Genomic DNA, 21511 nt, shown 5'->3' on the forward strand with positions numbered 1-21511 from the left:
GTGCTCAGGCCTCGCCCATGACCAGGCCCTCGATGGTGTGCTTCTGGGTGATCGGGGTCAGCTTGTCGACGACCGGGCAGTGCAGGTGGTCGCGCACGAGCTGCGGCAGCGACTCCCAGTACTCGCGGGTGACCGCCATGGCGTGCTTGTCGCCGTTGGTGGCGTCGGGCGCGTCCACGCCGAGCACCAGCACGGGGCGCGACTTCTGCGACTCGTTGCGCGTGCCGCGGTGAATGGTCAGCGCCGAGCGGGCGGAGATGTCACCGCGCTTGGGGTACTTGCGGACCGCGCGCTCCTCGTAGCGGGGGTAGTGCGGCTTGGGCGGGAACATGTCGTGGCCGAACTCGGGGCTGTCGTCCCACTGGGTGCCGGGGGCGATCTCGAAGGGGCCCATGTCCTCGTCGGTGTCGACGGCGGTCAGGTTGAAGGCCAGCGAGTTGAGCCGGCGCTCGGTGCGGGTGACCTCGGGCATCGGGAAGTCGCGGTGCCAGGGCTGGTTGACCGCTCCGGCGAACGGGATGTCGAAGCCGAGCTCGACGATCTCGTACTGCGGGCCGAGCACGGCGGTGCAGACGGCGACGACCCACGGGTGGGTGACCAGCTCGACGAAGCCGCGCAGCTGCTCGGGGTGGATCTCGACGTAGTACCGCTTCGGGCCGCGGCCGACGGAGCCGCCCGGACGGGACTGGGCCTCCTCGAACGCCTTCTCGATGTCCTCGCGCATGGCGTCCGCGAACTCGACGCTGAACGCGCCCTTGAGGGCGGTGATGCCGTCGGTGTAGATGGCCTCGCGGGCCCGGGCGCCAACCTCGGTGTCGTACGCGAAAGTCGTCATACCTTCATGTTGCAACGTTGCATGCCACGTTGCAATACCTGGCTAAGATGTTTTTGTGAGCGCCAATCTCAGACAGGTCGCCGAGCGCGCCGGGGTGTCCGTGCGCACGGTCTCGAACGTGGTGTCCGGCTTCGCGATGGTCGCGCCGGAGACCCGCGAGCGTGTGCAGCGCGCGCTCGACGAGCTGCAGTACCGGCCCAACGCCGCCGCCCGGCACCTGCGCGGCGGGCGCTCGGGGCTGATCGCGCTCGTGCTGCCGGAGATCTCCTCGCCCTACTTCAGCGAGCTCGCGGGCCACCTCGCCGACCACGCCGAGGCGCACTCGTGGACCCTGCTGGTGCAGCAGACCGGCGGGGACGCCGCCCGGGAACGCGAACTTCTCGACGGCGTACGCGCCCAGTCCGTCGACGGCCTGATCATGAGCCCGTGGGGCCTGTCGCCCGCCGACCTGACCCGCCGCCCCGACAGCGCGCCGCTGGTGCTGCTCGGCGAGCAGGACGCCGGCGGCCTGCTCGACCACGTCGCCATCGACAACGTGAGCGCGTCCGCCGACCTGACGCGGCACCTGATCGCGGGCGGCCGCCGGCGCATCGCCGCAATCGGCCTGCAGCCGCACCTGGTCAACGGCACCGCGGCCCGGCGCGCGGAGGGCTACCGGCAGGCCCTGGCCGAGGCCGGCATCCCGTACGACCCCGCCCTGGCGCTCGACGTGAACCACCTGCACCGGGCCGACGGCGCGCAGGCCATGCGCCGGCTGCTCGACTCGGGGACGCGGGTCGACGCCGTGTTCTGCTTCAGCGACCAGCTCGCGCTGGGCGCCCTGCACGTCGCGGTCGGACGCGGGCTGCGGGTGCCCGCCGACCTGGCGGTGGCCGGCTTCGACGACATCGAGGACGGCCGGTACGCGAACCCGGCGCTCACCACCGTGTCCCCCGACAAGGCCGCGATCGCCCAGGCCGCGCTGAAGTGCCTGGCCGAGCGCATCGGGCACCGCGGCGAGCCGCTTCCCGCGCGCCGCATCGTGGCGCCGCACCACCTGGAGGTCCGCGGCAGCACCGCGGCTACCGCCGGGCCGTGAGCGCGGCGAGCGTCCGCACGAAGGCCTCCCGGTCCTGAGCCGGACAGCCGGCGAGCAGCCGCTGTTCGCCGGCCCGGATCTCCTCCTGCACCGCCCGGTGCAGGCGCCGGCCCGCGGCCGTCAGCCCGAGCAGCCGCACCCGGCGGTCGGCCGGGTCGGGCTCGCGCTCGATGAGCCCGCGCCGCTGCAGCTCGTCGAGCACCGGGATCAGCCGCGTCTTGTCGGCGCCGATGCCGGCCGCGAGCGCCGCCTGGGTCCGCGTCGGCCCCTCGCGCAGCGCGGTCAGCACCGCGTACGCCCACATCGACAGCTCGTGCCGGGACAGGATCGGCTGCTCCATGGCGAGCAGGTCCCGGCCCAGCCGGAAGAGCATCGCGCCCAGATCTTCCCGCTCGTCCACGTCGTACTCCTATCACCTCCCCGCTGCTTGACTATCAATAAGCACGAGCACATGATAAGCGCATGCATATGATTGAGACCGACCCCCGGCCCGCCGACGCGGCCGCCGTCCGCACGACCGCCGCCCTCGTCGGCAAGGTCACCGACGCCGACCTGACCCGGCCCACCCCGTGCGCGGGCTGGGACCTGGCCGCGCTGCTGGCCCACATGACCGAGCAACACCTCGCCTTCGCCGCCGCCGCGGGCGCCACGCCCCACGGCGCCTCGACGTACGAGCAGGCCGCCGAGGCGGTGATCGCGGCCTTCGCCGCCGAGGGCGCGCTGGACCGCCCGTTCCGGCTGCCCGAGTTCGACCGGGCCGTCCCGGGCCGGATGGCGATCGCGTTCCACCTGGTCGACTACGTGGTGCACGGGTGGGACGTCGCGCGCGCGATCGGCGTGCCGTACGAGCCGGACGCCGACGCCCTCGCCCTGGCGCTGCCGATCGCCCGCGCCGTCCCGGACGGCCCGGAGCGCCTCGAGCCCGGCGCCGCCTTCGCCCCCGCGCTGCCGGTGCCGGCCGGCGCCGACCCGCTCAGCGAGCTGCTCCTGCTGCTCGGCCGCGACCCTGTCGGCTTTCAGCGGTGACCGGACGGCCGGTTCCGCGCCCGCATAGACGGATTTAGGTTGCTGGATGTCACGATCATCGCTCCAGGGGAGGGCACACCGTGGTGTCTCGCTCACTACGAAGAAGACTCGGCGGCGCGGCCGCAGTGGCAGTGCTGCTGGGTGGTTTCGCCGCCGCCGCGCCCGCGCAGGCAGGGTCGGGCGGCAGCAGCGCCAAGGATCTGACCAAGTCCGTCACGCTGGCCGGCGTGCTGCGCCACCTGGTGGCGTTCCAGGCCATCGCCGACCGCAACGGCGACACCCGCGCCTCCGGGACCCCGGGATACACCCGCAGCGCCGACTACGTGTCGACGCTGATGCGGGCGGCCGGCTACAAGGTGACCCGCCAGCCGTTCCCGTTCAACTTCTGCCAGGACACCGGGTCGTCGTTCACGCAGAACGCGCCGACCCCCACCACGTACGTCGACCAGGAGGACTACGACGTCCTGGAGTGCTCGGGCGACGGCACCGCGACCGGCACGGTCGTCCCGGTCGACCTGCAGCTGGCGACGCCGAACACCAGCACCTCCGGCTGCGAGGCCGCCGACTTCCCCGCCACCGTGGCGGGCAACATCGCCCTGCTGCAGCGCGGAACCTGCAACTTCGGCGTGAAGGCCGCGAACGCGGAGGCCGCCGGGGCGGTCGGCGTCATCATCATGAACCAGGGCAACACCACCGGCGCCGATCGGCAGGACCTGTTCGCCGGCACCCTGGGCACCCCGGTCGGCATCCCGGCGATCTCCATCTCGTACCCGCAGGGCGTCGCATTCGCCGGCACCACGGGGCTGACCGTCACCATCACCACCGAGACGGTCGCCGAGGTGCGCCAGACCGAGAACGTCATCGCCGAGTCCCGCGGCGGCGACCCGAACGAGGTCGTCATGGCCGGCGCCCACCTCGACTCCGTGCCGGAAGGCCCGGGCATCAACGACAACGGCTCCGGCAGCGCCGGCATTCTCGAGGTCGCGCTGCAGATGCGCCACTTCAAGAACAAGAACAAGCTGCGGTTCGCGTGGTGGGGCGCCGAGGAGGCCAACCTGGTCGGCTCGACGTACTACGTGACCAACCTGCCGGCCGCCGAACAGGCGAAGATCGCGCTCTACCTGAACTTCGACATGATCGCTTCGCCCAACTACACGCTCGGCGTGTACGACGGCGACGACTCGGCCGCCGAGGGCGCGCCCGCCGGTCCGCCCGGCTCGGCGGAGATCGAGGCGGTGTTCCAGAAGTTCTTCGCCGACCGCGGGCAGGCCACGTCGGCGTCCGACTTCACCGGCCGCTCCGACTACGGGCCGTTCATCGCGGCCGGCGTCGGCATCCCGTCCGGCGGCCTGTTCACCGGCGCCGAGGTCCTCAAGACCGAGGACGACGTCGCGAAGTGGGGCGGCATCGCGGGCCAGCAGTACGACCCGTGCTACCACCAGGCGTGCGACAGCCTCACCCCGGAGCGCGACGGTGCGGACGCCGAGGTCTACGCCCAGCTGCGCCGGGTCTACCGGCTGATCGGCAACATCAACACCTTCGCGCTCGACATCAACGCCGACGCGATCGCGACCGCGATGGCCACGTTCGCGCGGGACACGTCCACGATCCCGCCGCGCACCACGGCGGCGGCCGCCCGGACCGTGCAGCCCGACGGCCTCCGGTAACCGTTCCTCCACCCGCGGCCCGGCGCGTGCAGACCCCTGCCGCGCCGGGCCGCGGTCTGGTTGAGTGGGCCCATGACCAATCACGTGTATCGGCTCAGCGAGGTCGTCGGCAGCAGCCCGGACAGCGTGGACGACGCGATCCGCACCGCGATCCGCAAGGCGGCCCTGACCGTCCGCAACATCGAGTGGTTCGAGTCGCAGGAGATCCGCGGCCAGGTGGTCGACGGGGACGTCGCCTACTTCCAGGTGCGCCTCAAGATCGGCTTCCGCGTCGACGACGAGTGACCCGCGCGCCTCACCCGGCGGTCCGCTGCGCCAGCCGGGCCAGCATCGCCCGCAGGTCACCGGTGCGGCGGTACGTCTCGCGCTGCCACCGGGCCCCGTCGCCGACCCGGCGCAACCGGTCCAGCCCGTCGATCGCCAGGTCGAGGTCGCCCGAGCCGAGCAGCGCCGGGCTGACCACCGCCAGGAACTCGCTGACCAGCTCCCACGCCGGCCGGGCCCGGCCGAGCCGCAGGTCGAGCAGGGTGTGGGCCAGCCCGTCGCGGGCGGCACGCCAGTGCGCGGCGGCCGTGACACAGGTGCGCGGCCGGGCCGGCGGCCGACCGGCCCGGATGTCGGCGAGGGCCGTCGCCACCGCGGCGCGCACCAGCGCGGCGGTCAGCACGGTGTCGTCCACATCGGTGCAGACGTCGTTCACGCGGACCTCCACGGCCGGGCGCGCCGGCGACAGCCGGGCGTACCAGCTGAGCATCTGCTCGTCGAACATCACGCCGGCCGTCTTGAGGGCCTCGACCGTACCGTCGTAGTCGGACGCGGACGAGAACCAGGGCGTCGGTCCGATGCCCGGCCAGCGCAGCAACTGCACGGACCGCCAGCTCGCATGCCCGGTGTCGACCCCCTGGAACAGCGGCGAGTTGCCGGTCAGGGCGCGGATCGCGGGCAGCCACACCTGCAGGTGGTTGCAGACCTGCACGGCCAGCTCCCGGTCCGGCACGCCGACGTGCACGTGCAGTCCGCAGACCGCCGGGTCCAGCGCCACCGGCCCGTACCGCTGGGCGATCGCCCGGTGCCGCGGCCGCGCGGGCGGGGTGGTGTCCGGCTCCCCCACCGGCGTGGCGCCGATGGCGGCCAGCCACGCACCGGCGTCGTCCGCCGCGCCGGCGGCCGCCCGCCGCTGCCGGACGACCCGGTCCCGCAGCTCGCGCAGATCGGTGCAGGCGCCGGTCGCCGTCTCCACGGTGCTCGACCGCAACTCGAGCCGGCCGCGGTCGCGCACCCCGTCCGGCAGCTTGGCCATGACCTGCTCGGTCACCGGCCGGTTCACGCCGGTGCGCGGGTCGAGCAGCAGGAACTGCTCCTCCACGCCGAGGGACAGCCGGGCCCGATCAAGCATGATGTCGTTGCCCACTCTTTCGCTCGCCGGGAGAACCGGCGGCGGACTACCCCTTCCTAACCGGTCCATACCTCCCGTTTGCTCCTCGGCAAATACCTCGGGGTGCTCGCTCCGCGCTGCCGCTCGCCGCCTGCCACTCGTCGCCGCCTGGCACCCCTCGCCGTGTCACTTCTCGCCGCCCAGCACTTCTCACCGCCCGGCACCCCACGCCGTGTGCGACTCCTCGCCGCCCGGCACCCCACACCGCCCGCCACCCCACGCCGTGTGCGATTCCTCCACGCCCAGGCGCCCCTCCCCGTGTCGCTTCTCACCGCCCCACACCCCACGCCGCCTGGCACCCCACGCCTTGTGTGACTCCTCGCCGCCCGGCGTCCCTCGCCGTGCCGCTTCTCGCCGCGTGCCGGCCAGCTACTTGCTCGCCACCAGGCGTCCGAGCCGCTCGCTGCCCGCCTGCCGTCCGGGGCGCCGGCCCGCCGGCTGCCGGTTTCCCGGCAGGTGCCGTCCGAAGGCGGCGATCGACGCGGCGGCCAGCCCGGCGGCCCCGGCCAGCGCGAACCCGGACGCCGGACCGGTCAGCTCGGCCAGGGCGCCCGCGGCGGCAGCGCCGAGCGCGGTGCCGGTCGCGGTCGCGGTGGCGAGCCAGGCGAACGCCTCGGTCGCGGTGCCGGCGGGGGCGGCGCGGTCGACCATGCCGTACGCGCTGGCCAGGATCGGGGCGATCGTGCTGCCGGCCACCGCGATGAGCACGGCCGGCCCGGCGACCCCGGCGGGCGCGGCGATCATCGCGAGGTGCCCGCCGCCGAGCGCGGCCAGCAGCAGCGCGAACGCCCGGCCGTCGTGGGCCCCGCCGCCGAGCCGGGCCGCGACGACGCCGCCCGCCAGCGATCCGGCGCCCCAGAGGCCGAGCAGCAGTCCGGCGGCCGATCCGGACGACGCGGTCACCGCGACCTCGGTGGCGCCGAAGACGATCCCGACGCCGACCAGCACGATCACGAGCGTGCGCAGGGCGGCGGAGGCCAGCGCGCCACCCCGGGCACGACGGGCGCCGGTGGGGCGCCACCCGCGGGACGCCGGGGCGAGCGCGAACAGCGCCGTGGACGCGACCACGACGGCAGCGGCCGCGACCAGGGCGGTGCCGGTTCCGGCCAGCGAGCCCACTGCGAGGGCGAGCGGCGGTCCGGCGATCCATGTCAGCTCGGTCGCCGCGGCGTCCACCGCGTACGCCCGGCGCTGCCGATCCTGCCCCGGGGTGAGCAGTGGGATCAGCGTACGCATGCAGGCGCCCACCGGCGGCGTGGCGAACCCGATCAGCGCGGCCAGCAGCAGCGGCGCCGGCAGCGGCACGCCGGCCGGGAGCAGTGCGACGGCCACCAGCGCCGCCCCGGCGACAAGCGCGGAACCCAGCAGGACGGCGGTCTGCCCGCGCCGGTCGACGAGACGGCCGAGCAGCGGACCGCCGGCCCCCTGCGCGACGGCGAGCGCGCCGGCGACCGCCCCCGCCGCGGCGTACGACCCGGTGAGCCGTTCGACGTGCACGAGCAGGCCGATGCTGAAGGTGGCGAGGGGAAGGCGGGCGACGACCGACGTGGAAAACAGCATGTGTCGAGCCTCGCGGGGAACTGGTACAAACAACAGATCCAGTGCCGCCCCGGGGAAGGGGACCAGTGGAGCTGCTGCTGACCGTCTCGCGCGAGCGCCCCGGCACGCTGAGCGCGCAGATCCAGGGCCAGGTCCGCGACGCCGTACGCTCCGGCAGCCTGCGCGCCGGCACGCCCGTGCCGTCCACCCGGGAGCTGGCCGCGCAGCTCGGCGTGTCCCGCAAGGTGGCCGTCGACGCGTACGCCCAACTGGCCGCCGAGGGCTATCTCGCGCTGCGCCAGGGCGCGCAGCCGAGGGTGGCCGCCGGTCCCTTCGTCCACCCCTCCGCGGGCTCGGGGCCCGGGTCTTCCGACCCGATCCGGTACGACTTCCGGCCCGCCCGCCCGGACGTGTCGTCGTTCCCCCGGGCCGCGTGGGCCCGCTGCCTGCGCGACGCGGTCACCGAGATCACCGTGGACGATCTCGGCTACGGCGACCCGTTCGGCACCGGCACGCTGCGCGACACCCTCGCCGACTACCTGGGCCGGGTACGCGGCGTCGTAGCCACCCGCGACCGGGTCGTCGTCACCAACGGCTACCTGCAGGGCCTCGGCCTGATCTGCCGCGCGCTGGCCGCCCGCGGCGCGCGCCGCATCGCCTGCGAGCAGCCCGGCAGCCCCGAGGAGGCCCGCATCGCCGCCCGCGCCGGGCTCGAGGCCGTCCGCGTCCCCGTCGACGAGCTCGGCCTGCGCGTCGACCGGCTCGCCGCCACCCGAGCGGACGCCGTCGTCCTCACCCCCGCGCACCAGCACCCGACCGGCGTGGTGCTCGCCCCCGCCCGCCGCACCGCCCTGATCGCCTGGCTGCGCGCGACCGGCGCCATCGCCGTCGAGGACGACTACGACGCCGAGTACCGCTACGACCGCCCCGCCGTCGGCGCCCTCCAAGGCCTCGATCAGGACCATGTGGTGTACGCCGGGACCGCGAGCAAGGTGCTGGCCCCCGCCCTGCGCCTCGGGTGGATGGTGCTGCCGTCCGTGCTCGTTCGCGACGTGCGCACCGAGCGTCTGCTGCTCGACCAGGGCACCGCCCGCATCGAGCAGCTCGCCTACGCCCATTTCGTACGCCGTGGGGAGCTCGACCGTCACCTGCGCCGCATGCGCCTTCGGTACCGCCGCCGCCGCGACGCCGTCATCGAGGCCCTGGCGTCGTCGATGCCGGCCGCCCGCGTCCGCGGCATCGCCGCCGGCCTGCACGTGACCGTGGAGCTGCCGCCCTCCGTCGACTCCGCTGCAGTCGCCTCGGCCGCCCGCGCCAACGGCATAGCCCTGGCCACGCTCGCCGACTACGGCGCCCCTTCCCCACCCACGCTGATCCTCGGCTACTCGCAGATGACCGAGTCGCGTCTGCGCTCCGGCATCCGGGAGCTGGCCACCCTCGTGACCTGATACTCGACATTCCGCAGGTGGTAGCCCTCCTCACCTGATCGCCGGCGTCCGGGAGCTGGCCGCCCTCCTGACCTGATCGCCGGCGTCCTGCAGCTGGCAGCCCTCCTCATCTGATCGCCGGCGTCCGGGAGCTCGCCACCCTCCTCACCTGATCGCCGGCATGCGGGAGCTGGCCACCTTCCTCACCTGATCGCCGGCATCCGGGAGCTGGCAGCCCCACCTCGTTTGAGCGCCGGCCTTCAGGAGATCGGCTTGCCCAGCGAACGGCTGCGACCGCGGAACTCGGCCAGCACCACCTCGCCGCCGCCCGGCTCGACCCTGGTGACGGTCACGTCATAGAGACCCGAGCGGCCACGCCGGGCCCGCTCCACGGCGCTGGCGTGCACCAGATCACCCGCGCGCCCCGACTCCAGAAAGGTGATGTCGAACCCCGCCGCGACGGTCACTTCCCCGTACGTGTTGCACGCCACCGCGAACGCCGTATCGGCCACCGAGGCAAGCAGCCCGCCGTGACAGAGCCCGTAGCCGTTGACCATGTCGTCCCGAATCCGCATGGCGATCACCGCCCGCCCCGGAGCGACTTCCACGAGCTCCATCCCCAGCCCCCGGCTGGCGACGTCCCGGCCCAGCATGGTCTCCGCCCCACGCCGCGCAACCTCGTACCCGTCCTCCTCCGCCATCGCGTGAACGTAACACCACCCCCGCCCTCTCCCCCGTCGCGTGCCTTCCCGCAGGCGATCCACCCGCTCCCCTTCCCTGTCGCCTTCTCGGCCCTCCACCCGCCTCGCCTCAGCCCCACCTCCACGGCGTGGTTGCGCCAACAGTGCATGCGCCCGCCGTCCCAGCCCGTCCAATGCGGTTCGCGTCCCCCTCAGTCTCGCCCGCGCCTTGTCTGCGCCCGCCCGCCACATCACCACCACGCCGCCTGGTTGCTCCGCCCTACCTCCACCCACGCGCCGCAGCGCGGCGCCCGCCGCCCGCTTGCTCCGCCGTACCTCCACCCACGCGCTGCGGCACCACGCACGCCGCCTCGCCTCCGGCCGCCGGCCACATCACCTGCCCCGCTGCATCACCTCCGCCCGCCACAACGCCCACCCACGCTGCCCGGCCTTCACCCGCGCGCCACAATGCCTCCCGGGCCGCCTCACGTTCGTCCGACGCCCGCGCTTCCCCGCCACGCCGCCTGCACCGGCCGCTTCACCGCCGTCCGCCACAACACCGACCACGCCGCCTGCACCGGCCGCCCTATCTCTGCCTCACCACCACCCGCGCGCCGGAGCACCACTCACGCCGCCTCGACTCCGCCCGCCGCAACACCGCCCACGCCGCCTGACCTCTGCCCATCCGCCACATCACCGCCCACGCCACCTGCATCGGCCGCCCTATCTCCGCCTCACCACCCGCGCGCCAGAGCACCACGCACGCCGCCTCCACTCGTCCGCCGCAACGCCGCCCACGCCACCACACCCGAGGCCTGTCCCGGCTCGTCCTGCTCTGCGCTCGCAGCCAGCGGCCGTCCCTCGGCTCGCCAACCCGCGTCATTCGTCCGTATCGACCTGCGGGCACCGAGTCCGACCGGACTGCTGCCGGCCCGCTCTGACGCCACTCGCATCACCGTTCCGGCACGCGCCCGACCCCAGCCGCATGTCCCTGCTCTGCTCGGCCGATCTCGCTGCTGGAGATCGCTTCTGCTAACTTGAACACGTTCAATTGAACGTGTTCAAGGCGGTGGAGCGGTGGATCGGCTGAGTGGGGCGGGATGGGCGGGGCTTCATCTCGTCGTGGCGGTGTGCGTGCTGGCGTTCGTGCCGCTCGGGATGGGAGCGCTGGGTCGCGGGCGCCGCCTCGTACGGTGGTGGCCGGTCGCGGCGGTGCCGGCTGTGGTGGCGCTGGTGCTGCCGCGCGGGGAGGTCGCGGGGCTCTTGTGCGTGCCGTACCTGGTGGGTTGCCTGGCGGTGCCGGTGGTCCTGCGGCGCGATCGGTTGGTGGCGTTCGCGGGCGCTTGCCTGCCGGTGGCGGCTGCGGGGCTGGCGGCGGAACGGGGCGGCGTGGCGCTGATGGGCTTTCCGGCGGGCGTACTGGGTCTGACTGCCGCGCACTTCCACGTGGCGGGCTTCGGCGCATTGCTGTTGCTTGCGCTGGCGGACGGGCATGGACGGTTGCACCGAGCGGCCCGGTGGCTGGCGCCAGCCGGCGTGGCGGTGGTGGGCGTGGGGTTTCTGATCGGCCGTACGCCGGTCGGGCAGGAAAGCGGTGACCTCGTCGAGTTGGTGGGCGCGGGGCTGCTCTCCGCGGGTCTGTGGCTGGCCGTCGCAGCCCGTACCGGCCGGGCTGCCAGGCTTCTGTTCGGCGTCAGCGTCGTCACCATGACGTTGGCCCTGCTCTACGCCGCGGGGCAGGTTGTCGCCGTACCGCATATGAATCTGACGTGGATGGTCCTGACCCACGGCGTCCTGAACGCGACTGCCGTGCTCGCGGCTCTCGTCGTCGCATGGGTCGCGCGCGACCAGCCGTGGCACGCGAACCGCTGGTCGCACCGCATCAGCCCGCCGGGTAAGGCCTTACCCGGCCAACGAACCGGAGGGAAAGGCCTTACCCGGCGCGGTGCAGGCGGCCCGACTCTCGAAACGGACATTGTTGGCAGCGAGGGTCCGGACGATGCGGGACGGGAGCGGTTCGAGGCGGCGTCGTGGGAGCTGCTGAGCTGGGAGATGCACCGCCGTTCGGGGGCTTGGGTCACGCCGGGAACGCCGCCGGCTCATGCCGGGCAGCACATGCTGTCCATGGTGGGCGTCGGGCGGTTGCGGCTGCCGGAACCGTGCGAGGTCGTCGAAGTGGTGCGGCAAGCGGATCGAACCGTCATGCACTACCGGGCGCTGCGGGGGCACACCTTCGACGGCGACGAGAGCTTCAGCGTGCTGCTGGACGCGGACGGGTCGGTGCGGTTCGTGGTCGACGTTCGGTCGCGGGCTGTGCATTGGCTCGCCCGGCTGGGCGGGCCGGTGGTTCCGGTGGTGCAGCGGCTCTTCATCGCCCGATGCGCCGCAGTGCTACGCCGGGCAGCGAGGCAGCGCGCGGCAAGCGTGATGCACTGAGGCGCTCCTGCACCGCGCCGAGCCAGGGACGCAGCGCGCGGAAAGCCCGACGCACTGAGGCACCCCGGTGCCGCGCCGAGCAGGGACGCAGCGCGCGAAAGGCCACACGTACCGAGGCACCCCCGGTGCCGCGCCGAGCACGGACGCAGCCCGCGGCAAGCCCGATGCACGGAGGCGCCACGGCGAGGGGCCGAGCAGAAACGCAGCGCGCGGAAAGCCCGACGCACCGAGGCGCCACGGCGAGGGACCGACAGAAACGCAGCGCGCGAAAGCCCGACGCACCGAGGCGCCCCGGTGCCGCGCCGAGCAGGAACGCAGCCCGCGGCAAGCCCGATGCACGGAGGCGCCACGGCGAGGGACCGAGCAGAAACGCAGCGCGCAGAAAGCCCGACCCACTGAGGCGCCACGCCGCCGCGCCAAGCAGGAACGTAGCGCGTAGAAAGCCCGACACACTGAGGCGCCACGCCGCCGCGCCGGCGAGGAAACGCGCGGCGAGCACTATGCGCTGCGCCGCCGCGGTGCCAAGTCGGCAGCGACGCAGCGCGTGGCACGCGTGATGCGCTGAGCAAAGCCGCGCCCGGCGTCACGGCGGAGAAAGCACCGGCAAGGGTGCCAGGCAGAGGGACCACCGTGCGGAAGGTGCAGGCAGAGATAGCGCCGCGCGGGAGGACGCCGCCGAGGAAGGCGCCACTCGAAGAGGCACGAGGCAGAGTGCGCGAGGCGGAGAGGGCGCCGCAGAAGGGTGGCTAAGCGGTCAGGAAGTCTTCGATCAGAGGTGTGATGTCGGCAGCGAACTCGTCGAAGAAGCCGTGGCGACCGCTCTCGTGCAGGTGCTGGACGGCGCCGGGGATGTGGTGTGTCAGCAAGGGGGCGTTGGCGGAAGGGACCATCAGGTCGTCGGTGCCGTGCAGCACCAGCGTGGGGGCCTGGATGTGCGGCAGGGCGTCCCAGGCGTCGTGGCCGTTGCTGGCCCGCAGGTGGGCGCGGCTCTCCTCGACGGTCATCGTGGGGTCGCCGAACAGGTGGGACTCGCCGGTCCAGGCGTCGGTGTAGAAGAGCTCGCGCAACGCCTGCGGGCGGCCGGAAGGGTCGGCCAGCCGGCGGCGCACGTCGGCAGGGCGTTCGACGGCGTGCGGGCCGCCGGGTGAGGTGCAGGCGAGCACGAGGCGCCGGACGAGCGACGGGTGGCGGGCGGCGAGATGCTGGGCCACCCGGCCGCCCATCGAGGTGCCGTAGACGTACGCGGGAAGGTCGCCGAAGGCGCGCAGCACCTGGGCGGCGTCCTCGGCGAAGCCGAGTGTGGACCATTCGCCGACGGGGCCGCGGCTCCCGCCCGTACCGCGGTAGTCGAAAGTGACGACGCGGAACCGGTCCTCGAAGGCGGGCCGCAGATCCGTCCACCACGCGTGGGAGTTGGCCTGGCCGGCGAGCAGCAGGAGCACCGGAGCGCCGGGGCGGCCGCTGGTCTGCACGGCGAGCGGGAAACCGTCGGAAGTCTGCACCCGTCCATGGTCACACCGCCGGAACACATCGTTGACAGTCGATGAGCGGCAGGCCTAGCATCGCGGTCCAGGAAAGGCCTTTCCCCAGTGCAAACGTGCCGCTGCAAGTTGCAGCGGCGGCCTTGCAGAAGCGAGCAAGAAAGAGCCACCGGAGGTCCCATGCCATCCCCGCAATTCCGCCGTTGGCGCAGACCGGCACTGGCCGCCGGCGTCGCCACCGCGGCAGCGCTCCTCGTGACCGCCGTGGGCGCGAACCACTCCGCCTACGCCGCCACGGTCTTCGCCGCCGACTTCGAGAGCGGCGGCACCAACGGCTGGTCGAAGTCGGGCGGCACCTGGACGGTCGTCGCCGACGGCAGCCAGAGCCTGCGCCAGACCAACGCCGGCAGCGAGAACGCCCGGGTGTTCGCCGGCGACTCGAGCTGGACCGACTACACCGTCACGGCGAAGGTCAAGCCGCTGTCGTTCGGCTCCGGCGGGTTCGCGGGGCTGCTCGCGCGGTCGAAGAGCTCCACGACGTTCTACCGACTCGCGCTGCAGAGCGGCCAGGCCCAGCTGCAGGCGGTGAACAGCGGCAACGTCACCGTGCTGGGCACCTCGTCCCGTACGGTGGCGACCGGCACCTGGCACACGCTGAGCCTGTCGGTCAGCGGCTCCACGATCACCGGCTCGGTCAACGGCACCGCGGTCGGCTCGGCCACCAGCTCGGTGAGCGCGAGCGGCCGCATCGGGCTGCAGACCTCGTACGCCTCAGCCGGTTTCGACGACGTCGCGGTGAACACCAGCGGGGGCGGCGGCAGCACGCCCACGCCGACGGCCCCGACGCCGACGAGCCCGACGCCTACCCCCACCAGCACCAACCCCGGTGGCGGCGGCAACGCGCCCGCCTGGCCCACCCCGGCCGGCTCGATCAGCCTCACCAACGGCACCATCGCGGTGTCCGGCACCTACGACGGCGGCATGAAGCGGATCTGCTGCATCGGCGACGGCGGGCAGAGCGAGAGCCAGGACCCGGTGTTCGACCTGGCGGCCGGCGCCACGCTCAAGAACGTCATCATCGGCGCCCCGGCCGGCGACGGCGTGCACTGCGCGGGCAACTGCCGGCTGGAGAACGTCTGGTGGGAGGACGTGGGCGAGGACGCCGCCACCTTCCTCGGCGGCACCGACTACTACGTGGTCGGCGGCGGCGCCCGCTCCGGCACGGACAAGGTGTTCCAGCACAACGGGCCCGGCACCGTGCACATCAGCGGGTTCACTGTGCAGAACTCCGGCAAGCTGTACCGGGCGTGCGGCAACTGCTCGTCCAGCTACCAGCGGCACGTCGTGATGGACACCATCTACGCCACCTCGACGAAGGTGCTCGCCGGCATCAACACGAACTGGGGCGACACCGCCCGGTTCAGCAACATCACCATCCTGAACGACAGCTCGCGCAAGACGGTCATCTGCGACAAATACAAGGGCGTGCCGAAGGGCAGCGAGCCGTCCCACATCGGCAGCGGTGCGGACGGCGTCAACTGCCTCTACTCGGAGTCCGACATCACCTGGCGGTGACCTCGGCGGTCTCCTCGTTCGCGGGCAGCGAGTCCATGAACGAGGAGACCGAGAACACGGCCCGGCCGGCCCCGGCCGGGCCGTACCCGGGCGGGCTGGTCAGGCCGTTGGCCTCCATGACGGCGCGGTACGTCTCCAGGAGCCGTACGTGGTACTCCAGCGGGGCGCCGTTGGGGTTGGTCCTGCCCAGCGGCGTCGTCGGCTCGGGGCACCACGTGGTGAACCGCGGGGTGATGCCGCGCGACATGAAGTACTGCAGGCCCTCGGCGGTCGAGTCGATCGCCTCGTTCACGCTGGTGAACCCGTGCGGGGCGGCCATCTCGACGCCGGCCACGAAGTTCGGGATCACGTTGCGCGGCCCGAACACCTCGGCCGAGTCGAGGATGCGGCGGTGCCACTCCTCCCGGCCCACGTAGCGCTCCTTGCCCGGGCAGTACAGCTCGAACAGCTTCTTGTCCCACACCTCGTAGTTGGGGTGGTAGATCTGGATGCCGTAGTCCTTGAACCGCTGGACGTCGGCCCGGGGCAGCGCCTGCGCGACGACCTTGCCGATCCACCGGCCGGGGAACCGCTCCTCGATCGCCTGCGCGTACTGGCCGTAGAAGTCGGCCTCGGCCTTGCCGCCCACGTGCGAGGTGATGCTGCCGCCGGTCAGCGTGTAGGCCTGCGACGTACGCCCGGTGTCGTGCTTGTCGATGATCTCGAGCGCCTCGAGGATCTCGTCGACGGGCTTCACCCCGGTGTACGGGCGACCGGCCGCCTTGTGCTGGCGCCAGTTGTGGTTGATGTCGCAGTACTGGCACTCCTCCTTGGCGCCGAAGTACTGGCAGACGCGGAACGCGGTCAGGTAGATCAGGTAGCCCCACTGGATCGTCGGGGCGACCTCCATGACCGACTTGCCGTTGGCGAGCGTGTGCCGGTAGTAGTCCGGCATCGGCGGCAGCCCGACGTCGGCGATCGGCTTACCGTCCAGGTGCAGGCTGAGCCGGCCGTCCTCACCCGCCTTGACCTTGTAGGGCGAGCTCGGGTTGGTGCGGACCGACACGACCGTGCGCCGCAGCCCGTACGGGCCTCCGGTGAGCACGATCTCCTCCGGCGGGCGGCGCAGCGCGGCCGTGCCCAGCTCGGGCAGCGTGCGGTGGTCGAACGAGAAGATGAAGTACGACTTCGGCTTGACGTCGCCGTGCTCGTTGTCGGTCAGCGCCGAGTCGTCGAACGCCAGCCCGCCGCGGAGCAGGTCCTCCTTGATGACCGCCTCCCGCGGCACGTGCGGGAAACGTCCCATCAACTCTTCGACGAGTTCGGTGCGCGACGCCATGAGAACTCCCTTTCCACTCTCCTGCCTGAATCCTGCACCGCGGCCCGGTCATCGCCAAGCGGAAGGGGTGCGCGATGGATCACGCCTTACCTAGTGTGGCGGGCGTGGAGACCACCGACGACGGCCACTACATCGTCATCAACGGCCGGAAGTGGCGGGCCACCGACCCCGCCATCCCCGAGGACGTGGCGGCCGAGCTGCGCAAGGAGCTCATGGCCGCCCGGCGGGATGTGGGGATAGCGCTGCGCAGGGGCGAGGACCCGGCTCCGGCGCGTCGCCGGGTGCAGGCGGCGAAGGTGGCGCTGGGTGAGCGGGGCACGCCGTGGTGGGAGCAGACGCCGGACGAGCGGCGGCAGCGCTGGGAGCGGGGGCCAGCACGATGAGCGCCACGCCCGCGGCGATCACGGCAGTGCCGGACAGCATGCGGACGGTCAGCGGCTCCGACAGGATCCACCAGCCCAGCAGCACGGCAACGACCGGGTTGACGAACGCGTACGTGCCGGCGATGCGCGGCGCGACGTGGTCGAGAAGCCAGGTGTACGCCGTGTAGGCCACCAGGCTGCCGAACACGATCAGGTACGAGATTGCGAGCAGCGCCCGGGGCGTCACGTCGATGCGCGACCACTCCCCCGTGATCCCGGACAGCACGGCCAGGATCGCGCCGGCGCACAGCATCTCGATCGCGCTCGCCATCAGCGCGGACGCGGGGCGGGGCGCGTGCCCCGCGTACACCGTGCCCAGACCCCAGCAGAGTGCGCCGGTCAGCGCCACCGCGATCGCGACCGCGTCACCGCCGCCGGACGGGCGGGCCAGCACCACGACTCCGCCGAACCCGGCGGCTAGGCCCAGCGCGACCGGCCAGCTGATCTTCTCGCGGTCGGCCACGCGGCGGCCCAGCACGATCCACAGCGGGATGGTGGCCAGGAACAGCGCGGTGATGCCGGACGAGAGCCACTGCTCGGCCCATGCGGCGCCGCCGGTGCCCGCCGCGGGCAGCAGCAGGCCCTGGATCGCGCCGGCGCGCCACTGCGGACGGGTCGGGTTCGGCATGCGCCGCAGGCGGCAGTACGCGTAGAGCAGCGCGCCGGCTATCAGGAAGCGGGTGGCGTTCATGGTCAGCGGCGGGAGGCCCTCGAGGCCGATCTTCTGAGCCAGGTAGGTCGAGCCCCAGACGACGTAGACGATCAGCAGCGGTCCGAGAAAGGTCATGTCTGGGGCGTACCCGGTGGGGTTTGGCAGACTTGCCATGGAGGCGGCATTTCGCGCCAACATGGCGGCTCGCGGATGTGGGGTGTCCGGCGGAGCGTTGCTACCGAGGACGCGGGCCTGTGGACAACTTGGGTAGCGAAACGCCCGCTTCGCCGTAGGGTCGCGGCCCTGTGGACAACTCGAGCGGCGAACGCTCGAACCGCCGTAGGGTGGCGGCCCCCGGGTGGGTGGGCTGGGCTCAGTGAAGGCGATCTTTCAGTGGATGAGCGGATGCGGAGGGGCCGGGATGACGGTTGACGTCGCTGTGGTGGTGACGGAGCCGGTGCCGGCGTTCGAGGTGGGCATCGCGAGCGAGGTCTTCGGGGTGGCCCGCGCCGACCCGGAGCTGCCCCGCTACGCGTACGCGGTCTGCGCGGCGACGCCGGGGCCGCTGCGCACCTCGACGGGGTTCCACATCACGCCGTCGGACGGGCTGGAGCGGCTCGACCGGGCCGACCTGATCATCGTGACGGGGGCGGCGCCGCCCGTGCCGCCGCCGTCGCAGGAGCTGGCCGAGGCGCTGCGCCGGGCGGCGGACCGCGGGGCGACGGTGGCGGCGCTGTGCACGGGGGCGTTCACGCTGGCGGCGACGGGGCTGCTCGACGGGCGGACGGCGACGACCCACTGGGCGTACGCCGAACTGCTCGCGACACAGTTCCCGCGGGTGATCGTGGACGCCGACCGCATCTACGCGGTCGACGGTCCGATCGCGACCAGCGCGGGGGCGTCGGCCGCGATCGACCTGTGCCTGCACCTGGTGCGTCGCGAGCACGGGGCGGACATCGCCAACCGGGTGGCGCGCGAGATGGTGATGCCGGCGCACCGCAGCGGCGGGCAGGCGCAGTTCTCACGCCGGCCGGTGACGCCGCCGACCGCGGGCAGGGGCCTGTCGGAGCTGCTCGACTGGGCCGGCGACCACCTCGACGCGGACCTGTCGGTGGAGGCGCTCGCGCTGCGGGCCGCGATGTCGCCGCGGACGTTCATCCGGCACTTCACCGAGGCGACGGGCACCACCCCGGCCGCCTGGGTGCGCGAGCAGCGGGTGCGGCTGGCCGAGCAGCTGCTGGAACGCGCCGACGCGACGATCGCCTCGGTGGCCCGGCGCAGCGGCTTCGGCAGCGTCGACACGCTGCGGCGCCAGTTCCGGCGGGTACGCGGCGTCGGCCCGGAGACCTACCGCGAGGCGTTCCGCGGCGTCTCGTGAAATTGCCCGCCGGGGCGCACGACGGCGGCGGTCACGAGCTACCCGGCGAAGGTCAGGCGGCGGATCCACGGCCGGTGGTCGACCAGCCCGCGCGGCTGCGTGGCCAGCCACCGGCTCAGGGCCGGCGGCGTGTCGACGGTGAAGGCCACGACGACGAGCCGGCCGCGGCCGTCGACCTGGTCGCCGAGCACGATCACCTGCCACTCGTCGTGGTGACGGCCGAGCATGTCGCCGGCGCCGCGGTACTGCTCGGCCGTCCACGCGCTCGGTTCGACGTGCAGGTGGGCGCCGTACACCGGCCGCAGCCGGCGCTCCACCTCGTCCGGGGCCGTGGTGACCAGCACGAGCGCGCGCCCGCCCCGGCGGGTCCGCAGGATCTTGCGGCTGAGGACGGTGCCGTCGTCGATCAGCGGTTGCTCCGCGACGCCCCACGCCGGCTCCCCCGGCGGCGCGTCGATGTCCGCGTCGAGCACGCCGGACGGGCCCGGCGTCCAGAAGTCCCGCAGTCCCGTCAGCGGCCCGGCCCGTTCCACCCGCGCGCTGCCGTCCGGCCCGAGTTCGGCGACCACCTCGGCCCAGGCCTGCACGCCCGTGTCGTCGCGGCGGGCCTGCGGCAGCGCGGCGACGCCCGCGACGTCGATCCCCGTCAGCCGCAGGTGGATCGGTGAGCGTGGCGCCACGGGGCCGGCGAGGGATTCCTCGAGTTGGCCGGGCGCCTGGCGTGGCTCGATGCTGACCACACCCGCGGGGTCGGCCAGCAGCCGGCCTCGCACGTCGACACGGGTCACCTGCTGCTCCGTCCCGGTTGCACGGTCATGCCGGTGGTGAACGCGGTGCCCAGCCACGATACCGCGCGGCCGGCGGCGTCCCGGGCGGTGTCCCCGGCCCAGTCGGGGCTCGCCGGGTCGTAGAAGGCGGGCCGGACGGAACCGTACTTGACCATCTCGTGCGGCACTCCCACGAGCGCCAGGGCTCCGTGCGTACGCCCGTGGGCCCGGTCGACGACCGTGTCGGTCACGGCGTGGAGGTCGAGGACGGGCACCTCGCGTGCCTTCGCGAAGTCGAGGTTGTCGACGCCCGGAACGCCGATCATCACGGCGCCGCGCAGACGGGCTCCGGCCGCGAGCGCCCGCCACGCATCGCCGGCATCCGCCCCCACCGCCACGACGCCGACCGGCCCGGGATTCCCGGCCAACGCTGCCGCGTAAGCGATCGCGCCGTCCAGGTTGGTGGGACCGCTCGCCGGATCGATCCGGAGCGTGCTCATCCCGCCGTCGCGCAGCGGTTCCGCCAGCCACTGCAGGTCCATCGGGCGGCCGCCGCTGAAGAGCAGAGCCACCCCGACCGGCCCGTCCGCGGGTTGCCATCGACCCGCGCCGCCCGTCCAGGCCCGTCGCTCGGAGGGTCGCGGCGCGGGGTCCTTCGCGCAGCCGGCGAGCAGGCCGAGGGCAGCCAGGCAGAGGACCTCCCGCCGCGGCCAGGCGCGCCGCGACGGGAGGGCTCGCGCGGTCAGGCTTCCTTCTTGGCCGCAACGAGGTCGGGGCAGGTCTCGTACGCCACGTAGAGCCAGTGACGCCCGTTGCTCTGCTTCTGCCGGGTGCAGTACGACGCCAGGTGGTACGGGAAGTTCACCGCGTACTGCTTGCGGTACGACTCGCACGTCTCCCACGTGTAGAAGTTGTCGCGGATGACGTGGTACTCCAGCGCGAGCGCGGCCGACGGCGCCGCCGCGGCGCCGGCCAGGTTCGTCTGGACGCTGACGACGTCGATGCTGGGAGCGGCAACCGCCCCGGCCGGCGTCGCATTGACGGCGACGGCACCGCCCACCGCGCAGGAGAGCGCGAAGAGGACGGACGCGATCCGGTTTCTTCTCATGATCATTCCCCCATGTCATGGATCGAACAGGACCCGCCGAACGTATCGACGCCCATGGCCAGCCACAATAGAGCTGCATCGATGTGGCACAGACGGTCCGAATCTGGCACAACGCTCAATTTCGGACAGCCGCGGTCCGACCTCGCCCGACCATCAACCCGCGTCGACCGCCGCACCCTCAGGGCTCGACGGCGACCTCGGCCTCGATCTCGACGGGGATGTCGAACGGCAGGGCCGCGTGGCCGACGGCGGACCGCGCGTGGCGGCCGTGCTCCTCGCCCCACAACTCGAGGATCAGGTCGGAGAAGCCGTTGACGACCGCGGGCGTACGGTTGTAGCCCGGCGCGACGTTCACCATGCCGAACACACGCAGCCAGCCGGTGATCCGGTCGAGGTCGCCCAGCTCCCGCTTGAGGGTCGCGAGCATCGCCAGCCCGGTCTTGCGCGCCGCGGCGTACGCCTGCTCCTCGCTCACCTCGGCGCCCACCTTGCCGAGCGGCTGCGCCAGGCTGCCGTCGGCCTCCAGCGGGCCGTGCCCGGAGAGGTACGCCCGGTCGCCGTGCACCCGGATCCACGGGAACGGCAGCGGCAGGTTCGCGGGCGCGGGCAGCGGTTGCGGGAGCACGAGCTCGAGGTCCGCCAGGCGTTTCTCGATATGCATGGACATCACTCTCGCAGAACCGTCGG

20 protein-coding genes are annotated in these 21511 nt (G+C 73.1%); 8 read left to right on the forward strand and 12 right to left on the reverse strand.

Translation table 11 applies throughout. The features are described 5' to 3' along the window. Window positions 1-4: 4 nt before the first annotated feature. On the reverse strand, window positions 5-835 hold the full coding sequence (locus ACSNN8_RS29675; protein WP_436653179.1) for a phytanoyl-CoA dioxygenase family protein: 831 nt from the start codon (window positions 833-835) through the stop codon (window positions 5-7). Between the two features lie 55 nt (window positions 836-890). On the opposite strand from ACSNN8_RS29675, the gene ACSNN8_RS29680 reads away from it, so the two are divergent. Next, window positions 891-1913: a LacI family DNA-binding transcriptional regulator gene (locus ACSNN8_RS29680; RefSeq protein WP_436653181.1), complete on the forward strand. Its 1023-nt coding sequence runs from the start codon at window positions 891-893 to the stop codon at window positions 1911-1913. Here ACSNN8_RS29680 and ACSNN8_RS29685 read toward each other — a convergent pair. Then, window positions 1897-2313 (reverse strand): MarR family winged helix-turn-helix transcriptional regulator, encoded by a 417-nt coding sequence (locus tag ACSNN8_RS29685; RefSeq protein ID WP_436653182.1) that lies wholly within the window; start codon window positions 2311-2313, stop codon window positions 1897-1899. The genes ACSNN8_RS29680 and ACSNN8_RS29685 overlap by 17 nt on opposite strands. Before the next feature lie 62 nt (window positions 2314-2375). Between ACSNN8_RS29685 and ACSNN8_RS29690 the strand changes: the two genes are divergently transcribed. The 3 genes from ACSNN8_RS29690 (at window position 2376) to ACSNN8_RS29700 (ending at window position 4891) form a co-directional block, all read left to right on the forward strand. After that, window positions 2376-2939, forward strand: coding sequence for a TIGR03086 family metal-binding protein (locus ACSNN8_RS29690; protein WP_436653183.1), 564 nt, complete (start codon window positions 2376-2378; stop codon window positions 2937-2939). Window positions 2940-3064: 125 nt separating this feature from the next. Further along, window positions 3065-4606 carry a M28 family metallopeptidase gene (locus tag ACSNN8_RS29695; protein ID WP_436653184.1) on the forward strand — a complete coding sequence of 514 codons (1542 nt, stop codon included), beginning with the start codon at window positions 3065-3067 and terminating at the stop codon, window positions 4604-4606. 72 nt (window positions 4607-4678) lie between these two features. Then, a complete protein-coding gene (locus ACSNN8_RS29700; protein ID WP_436653186.1) occupies window positions 4679-4891 on the forward strand; it encodes a dodecin in 213 nt (70 codons plus the stop codon). A 10-nt stretch (window positions 4892-4901) separates the two neighbouring features. Here ACSNN8_RS29700 and ACSNN8_RS29705 read toward each other — a convergent pair whose 3' ends face one another. Next, window positions 4902-6002 (reverse strand): carboxylate-amine ligase, encoded by a 1101-nt coding sequence (locus ACSNN8_RS29705; RefSeq protein ID WP_436655451.1) that lies wholly within the window; start codon window positions 6000-6002, stop codon window positions 4902-4904. A gap of 408 nt (window positions 6003-6410) precedes the next feature. After that, window positions 6411-7601 carry an MFS transporter gene (locus ACSNN8_RS29710; protein ID WP_436653188.1) on the reverse strand — a complete coding sequence of 397 codons (1191 nt, stop codon included), beginning with the start codon at window positions 7599-7601 and terminating at the stop codon, window positions 6411-6413. 65 nt (window positions 7602-7666) lie between these two features. On the opposite strand from ACSNN8_RS29710, the gene ACSNN8_RS29715 reads away from it, so the two are divergent. Then, window positions 7667-9028 (forward strand): PLP-dependent aminotransferase family protein, encoded by a 1362-nt coding sequence (locus ACSNN8_RS29715; RefSeq protein ID WP_436653189.1) that lies wholly within the window; start codon window positions 7667-7669, stop codon window positions 9026-9028. Window positions 9029-9267: 239 nt separating this feature from the next. On the opposite strand, the gene paaI is transcribed toward ACSNN8_RS29715, so the two are convergent. After that, on the reverse strand, window positions 9268-9708 hold the full coding sequence (gene paaI / locus ACSNN8_RS29720; RefSeq protein WP_436653191.1) for a hydroxyphenylacetyl-CoA thioesterase PaaI: 441 nt from the start codon (window positions 9706-9708) through the stop codon (window positions 9268-9270). Between the two features lie 1056 nt (window positions 9709-10764). Here paaI and ACSNN8_RS29725 point away from each other — a divergent pair. After that, window positions 10765-12123, forward strand: a complete 1359-nt coding sequence (locus ACSNN8_RS29725; protein WP_436653193.1) for a YndJ family transporter — start codon at window positions 10765-10767, stop codon at window positions 12121-12123. Window positions 12124-12869: 746 nt separating this feature from the next. Here the strand turns inward: ACSNN8_RS29725 and ACSNN8_RS29730 are convergent. Then, entirely contained in the window at window positions 12870-13625 is a 756-nt protein-coding gene (locus ACSNN8_RS29730) for an alpha/beta fold hydrolase (protein WP_436653194.1), read from the reverse strand. Between the two features lie 159 nt (window positions 13626-13784). Here ACSNN8_RS29730 and ACSNN8_RS29735 point away from each other — a divergent pair, with 159 nt between their 5' ends. After that, the gene (locus ACSNN8_RS29735) at window positions 13785-15179 is read left to right on the forward strand and encodes a pectate lyase (RefSeq protein ID WP_436653195.1); all 1395 of its coding nucleotides are present in this window, start codon (window positions 13785-13787) and stop codon (window positions 15177-15179) included. On the opposite strand, the gene ACSNN8_RS29740 is transcribed toward ACSNN8_RS29735, so the two are convergent. Together ACSNN8_RS29740 and ACSNN8_RS29745 are read right to left on the reverse strand one after the other, a co-directional pair. After that, a complete protein-coding gene (locus tag ACSNN8_RS29740) occupies window positions 15166-16497 on the reverse strand; it encodes a radical SAM protein (RefSeq protein ID WP_436653196.1) in 1332 nt (443 codons plus the stop codon). The two genes, ACSNN8_RS29735 and ACSNN8_RS29740, sit on opposite strands and share 14 nt — an antisense overlap. A gap of 210 nt (window positions 16498-16707) precedes the next feature. Next, window positions 16708-17706, reverse strand: coding sequence for an EamA family transporter (locus ACSNN8_RS29745; protein ID WP_436653198.1), 999 nt, complete (start codon window positions 17704-17706; stop codon window positions 16708-16710). Between the two features lie 286 nt (window positions 17707-17992). Between ACSNN8_RS29745 and ACSNN8_RS29750 the strand changes: the two genes are divergently transcribed. Further along, window positions 17993-18949 carry a GlxA family transcriptional regulator gene (locus tag ACSNN8_RS29750; RefSeq protein WP_436653199.1) on the forward strand — a complete coding sequence of 319 codons (957 nt, stop codon included), beginning with the start codon at window positions 17993-17995 and terminating at the stop codon, window positions 18947-18949. Window positions 18950-18987: 38 nt separating this feature from the next. Here the strand turns inward: ACSNN8_RS29750 and ACSNN8_RS29755 are convergent, their stop codons facing one another. From ACSNN8_RS29755 to ACSNN8_RS29770, 4 genes are all read right to left on the reverse strand, one after another. Further along, window positions 18988-19737, reverse strand: coding sequence for a hypothetical protein (locus ACSNN8_RS29755; protein WP_436653200.1), 750 nt, complete (start codon window positions 19735-19737; stop codon window positions 18988-18990). Continuing rightward, on the reverse strand, window positions 19734-20288 hold the full coding sequence (locus tag ACSNN8_RS29760; RefSeq protein ID WP_436653202.1) for a hypothetical protein: 555 nt from the start codon (window positions 20286-20288) through the stop codon (window positions 19734-19736). Before ACSNN8_RS29760 ends, ACSNN8_RS29755 begins: the two co-directional genes overlap by 4 nt. A gap of 170 nt (window positions 20289-20458) precedes the next feature. Next, on the reverse strand, window positions 20459-20824 hold the full coding sequence (locus ACSNN8_RS29765; protein ID WP_436653204.1) for a hypothetical protein: 366 nt from the start codon (window positions 20822-20824) through the stop codon (window positions 20459-20461). Window positions 20825-21002: 178 nt separating this feature from the next. Further along, window positions 21003-21485, reverse strand: coding sequence for a RidA family protein (locus ACSNN8_RS29770; RefSeq protein ID WP_436653205.1), 483 nt, complete (start codon window positions 21483-21485; stop codon window positions 21003-21005). Window positions 21486-21511 lie beyond the last annotated feature (26 nt).

This window comes from Actinoplanes sp. URMC 104, from assembly GCF_051386375.1.
GTDB lineage: Bacteria > Actinomycetota > Actinomycetes > Mycobacteriales > Micromonosporaceae > Actinoplanes.

Bases quoted from the DNA above. Each gene is read 5' to 3' on its own strand.
- ACSNN8_RS29770 (WP_436653205.1), bottom strand. From the start codon at position 21,485: ATGCATATCGAGAAACGCCTGGCGGACCTCGAGCTCGTGCTCCCGCAA.
- ACSNN8_RS29750 (WP_436653199.1), top strand. From the start codon at position 17,993: ATGACGGTTGACGTCGCTGTGGTGGTGACGGAGCCGGTGCCGGCGTTC.
- ACSNN8_RS29690 (WP_436653183.1), top strand. From the start codon at position 2,376: ATGCATATGATTGAGACCGACCCCCGGCCCGCCGACGCGGCCGCCGTC.
- ACSNN8_RS29675 (WP_436653179.1), bottom strand. From the start codon at position 835: ATGACGACTTTCGCGTACGACACCGAGGTTGGCGCCCGGGCCCGCGAG.
- ACSNN8_RS29765 (WP_436653204.1), bottom strand. From the start codon at position 20,824: ATGAGAAGAAACCGGATCGCGTCCGTCCTCTTCGCGCTCTCCTGCGCG.
- ACSNN8_RS29705 (WP_436655451.1), bottom strand. From the start codon at position 6,002: ATGCTTGATCGGGCCCGGCTGTCCCTCGGCGTGGAGGAGCAGTTCCTG.
- ACSNN8_RS29700 (WP_436653186.1), top strand. From the start codon at position 4,679: ATGACCAATCACGTGTATCGGCTCAGCGAGGTCGTCGGCAGCAGCCCG.
- ACSNN8_RS29735 (WP_436653195.1), top strand. From the start codon at position 13,785: ATGCCATCCCCGCAATTCCGCCGTTGGCGCAGACCGGCACTGGCCGCC.
- ACSNN8_RS29740 (WP_436653196.1), bottom strand. From the start codon at position 16,497: ATGGCGTCGCGCACCGAACTCGTCGAAGAGTTGATGGGACGTTTCCCG.
- paaI (WP_436653191.1), bottom strand. From the start codon at position 9,708: ATGGCGGAGGAGGACGGGTACGAGGTTGCGCGGCGTGGGGCGGAGACC.
- ACSNN8_RS29710 (WP_436653188.1), bottom strand. From the start codon at position 7,601: ATGCTGTTTTCCACGTCGGTCGTCGCCCGCCTTCCCCTCGCCACCTTC.
- ACSNN8_RS29745 (WP_436653198.1), bottom strand. From the start codon at position 17,706: ATGACCTTTCTCGGACCGCTGCTGATCGTCTACGTCGTCTGGGGCTCG.